Here is a 2294-nt window from a genome sequence, read left to right as displayed (position 1 = left end):
TGTTGGACAGCGAATTGAGGGAGACGCAAACGACAAATTATTTTTCCGTCCTTTAAAGAATCGACCGCGCAGTCTGGGAGCTAATGGCAGATTGACAGCGATAATACGGCACATTATTGGAGAGTATTGAAAGATCACGGAGCCCCATAGAGCTCCGTGATCTCAGTGTTATTAATCTGTGTATTTTTCCAGACTGCCCAGTTCTTCAAGATGGCACAGTCCGCTTGCGACCGTCACTGCATCCACCTTTTTCAGAAGTCCGGAAAGACGCTCTGTATTCCAGAACAGATCCCGGTAGCTGGACAGTTCACTTCCTACGTCGTGGTTTGGTATACAGATATAGTTCCCATAGCTGTGTTTCCCTGCGATTACGTGGAAGTAAGTCCCACGGCCAGAGATCTCTGCTTCGTAACAGGAGCCCGAATGTCTGATAAGCCGGATCTCCCCGTTCCATCGTTCTTTTCGTTTCCCTCTTGTAAGAGTACATTGATATTCCATAGCACATCCTCCTACATCAGGTTCTGGTTACTGACAGCCGCAAGGATCACTTCTGCATCGATCGACTTTTTCTCCATTTGTGAGCCAAGGGCAAGGGCATCCGTCATCAGATTGTCGATCAGACGGGGATTTCCCTGGGAATGGCTGTGGATGGCAGAAAGAGCGGCTTTTTCTATCATGGTCTCGCTTCCACCGGCACAGGTGAGTTTATGGAGGACATACCGTGCCACCTCATCATCCGATAGGCCGGAGAAGTTATAGTGGACAGTGATCCTCTGACGCAGTGCTTCATGAACGGGGCGGCTCAAAGTATTATTCAGGTGGGATTCGCCGCAAAGGATCAGGGTAAAACAGTTTACGGAATCATACCCGTAATTCATCAGCATCTTGATGTCGTTCAGAATGCCGGTGGAGAGATACTGCGCTTCGTCAACCGCCAGGAGGAGTGGCTGACGCTTCTCTTTATAGAGATACCAGACCTGCTCCTGGATCGCCTTGAACATTCCTGGTTTCCCACCTTTGTCACTGACGCCGAGGGCGGCGCAGAACTGGCGGTAAAATTCCATGACACTGATGGTGGACAGGCAGATGTACTCCATGTGGTACAGATTTGGGTTCAGACTTTTGGAGAAACAGCGCAGGCAGAACGATTTTCCCATGCCGGGACGGGCGGTGAACACACCGATCCCCCGTGCATCCTTTAGGTAATCCAGCCGCTGGGTCATTTCTGTCATGTCATGGGAAAGGAATCGGTCTTTCTCTTGTATCATTTGCTTGTCAAAGGGATTAAAGGAAAGCCCATAATACGCAAGAGACATTATTTTTCACCTCCCATCCGGGAATAATCAAGGGTTGGTGTGTTATTCCGCTTTGTCCGGCAGTTTTCGTTACGGTCTGTCTGCCGGATGGGGTAATGTTCCCCTTCGTAAAGAATGTAGGCGGTGGACATATCATCCGGTAGGAAACGGATCTCCACTTTGGTGGCGATGAACTGCATGGGAACATCGTAATACGTCCGGTCGATAGAGACAGTGGCATCCCGGTTGACCCTGCGGGTCACACGGTTCATAAAACATTCGTCCAGCCATGCCCGGGATCCCGGCATCTTTACCTGCATGCAGGTGCGGCGGTACCGTTCCAGTGGGATATCCCGGATCCCGGAATGGTAAGAGGTATTATGGTTGCGGATATAGCCTGAGAGGAGACGGTTGAATTCTTCGAGCGAGTGGATGGAATCCATGTCAAGGGTATAAAGCCATTGTTCTTTCAGTGACCTCCACTGGCGTTCGATTTTTGCCTTACTGGCTCCGTCACGGACTTTTGTGTGCAGGAGTACCGTGCCGATGGAGCCGCAGATTAGGGAAAGCTGTTCGTTAGAATAGCTACACCCATTATCGACATAAAGCTTCAAGGGGATCCCATAAGTCGCCACAGCCTGCTTGAACACTTTCTGGAAGTTATAAGCATTATCGTTATAGAACAGGCCGCCGCCAACCAGGAGACGGGAATGGTCGTCAATGATCATAATGCAGTAGACCCGCCTGCGTTTCCCGTCTTCTGTGATATAAGGCAGGTAACAGGTATCCGCCTGCCACATTTTTCCAAAGGAATCCTCTTCAAAAGCCTTGCGGTCCCGCATGCCTGGATTGCGTGCGGATTTGAGGTCATTATGCCGGATAAAGCGCTGGACAGCACAAACGCTGACCGTAGCCGGAATGAAGGAATTCTCCACAAGCTGTTTGTGGATCTGTGTGGCATTGAGCCTGGGGAAAGCCTCTTTCAGACGGTAGATCTCT

At 50.3% G+C, this 2294-nt stretch carries 3 protein-coding genes; all 3 read right to left on the bottom strand.

Annotated features, from left to right (window positions below):
- Positions 1-171: 171 nt before the first annotated feature.
- On the bottom strand, positions 172-498 hold the full coding sequence (locus ACTNB3_RS17680) for a DUF6618 family protein (protein ID WP_427808896.1): 327 nt from the start codon (positions 496-498) through the stop codon (positions 172-174).
- Between the two features lie 11 nt (positions 499-509).
- Complete coding sequence (locus ACTNB3_RS17675) at positions 510-1316, bottom strand: ExeA family protein (RefSeq protein WP_427808895.1); 807 nt, start codon at positions 1314-1316, stop codon at positions 510-512.
- Positions 1316-2294: DDE-type integrase/transposase/recombinase (locus tag ACTNB3_RS17670; protein ID WP_441027269.1), on the bottom strand; the 979-nt coding region annotated here is incomplete at its 5' end. The genes ACTNB3_RS17675 and ACTNB3_RS17670, both read right to left, overlap by 1 nt.

The organism is Bariatricus sp. HCP28S3_D3 (assembly GCF_052065755.1).
In the GTDB taxonomy this organism is placed as follows: domain Bacteria; phylum Bacillota; class Clostridia; order Lachnospirales; family Lachnospiraceae; genus Allocoprococcus.
This window is presented reverse-complemented; position numbering and strand designations above follow the sequence as displayed.

What these genes read in the sequence shown, in the direction of transcription:
- ACTNB3_RS17680 (WP_427808896.1), bottom strand. Translation starts at nt 498, where the DNA reads ATGGAATATCAATGTACTCTTACAAGAGGGAAACGAAAAGAACGATGG.
- ACTNB3_RS17675 (WP_427808895.1), bottom strand. Translation starts at nt 1,316, where the DNA reads ATGTCTCTTGCGTATTATGGGCTTTCCTTTAATCCCTTTGACAAGCAA.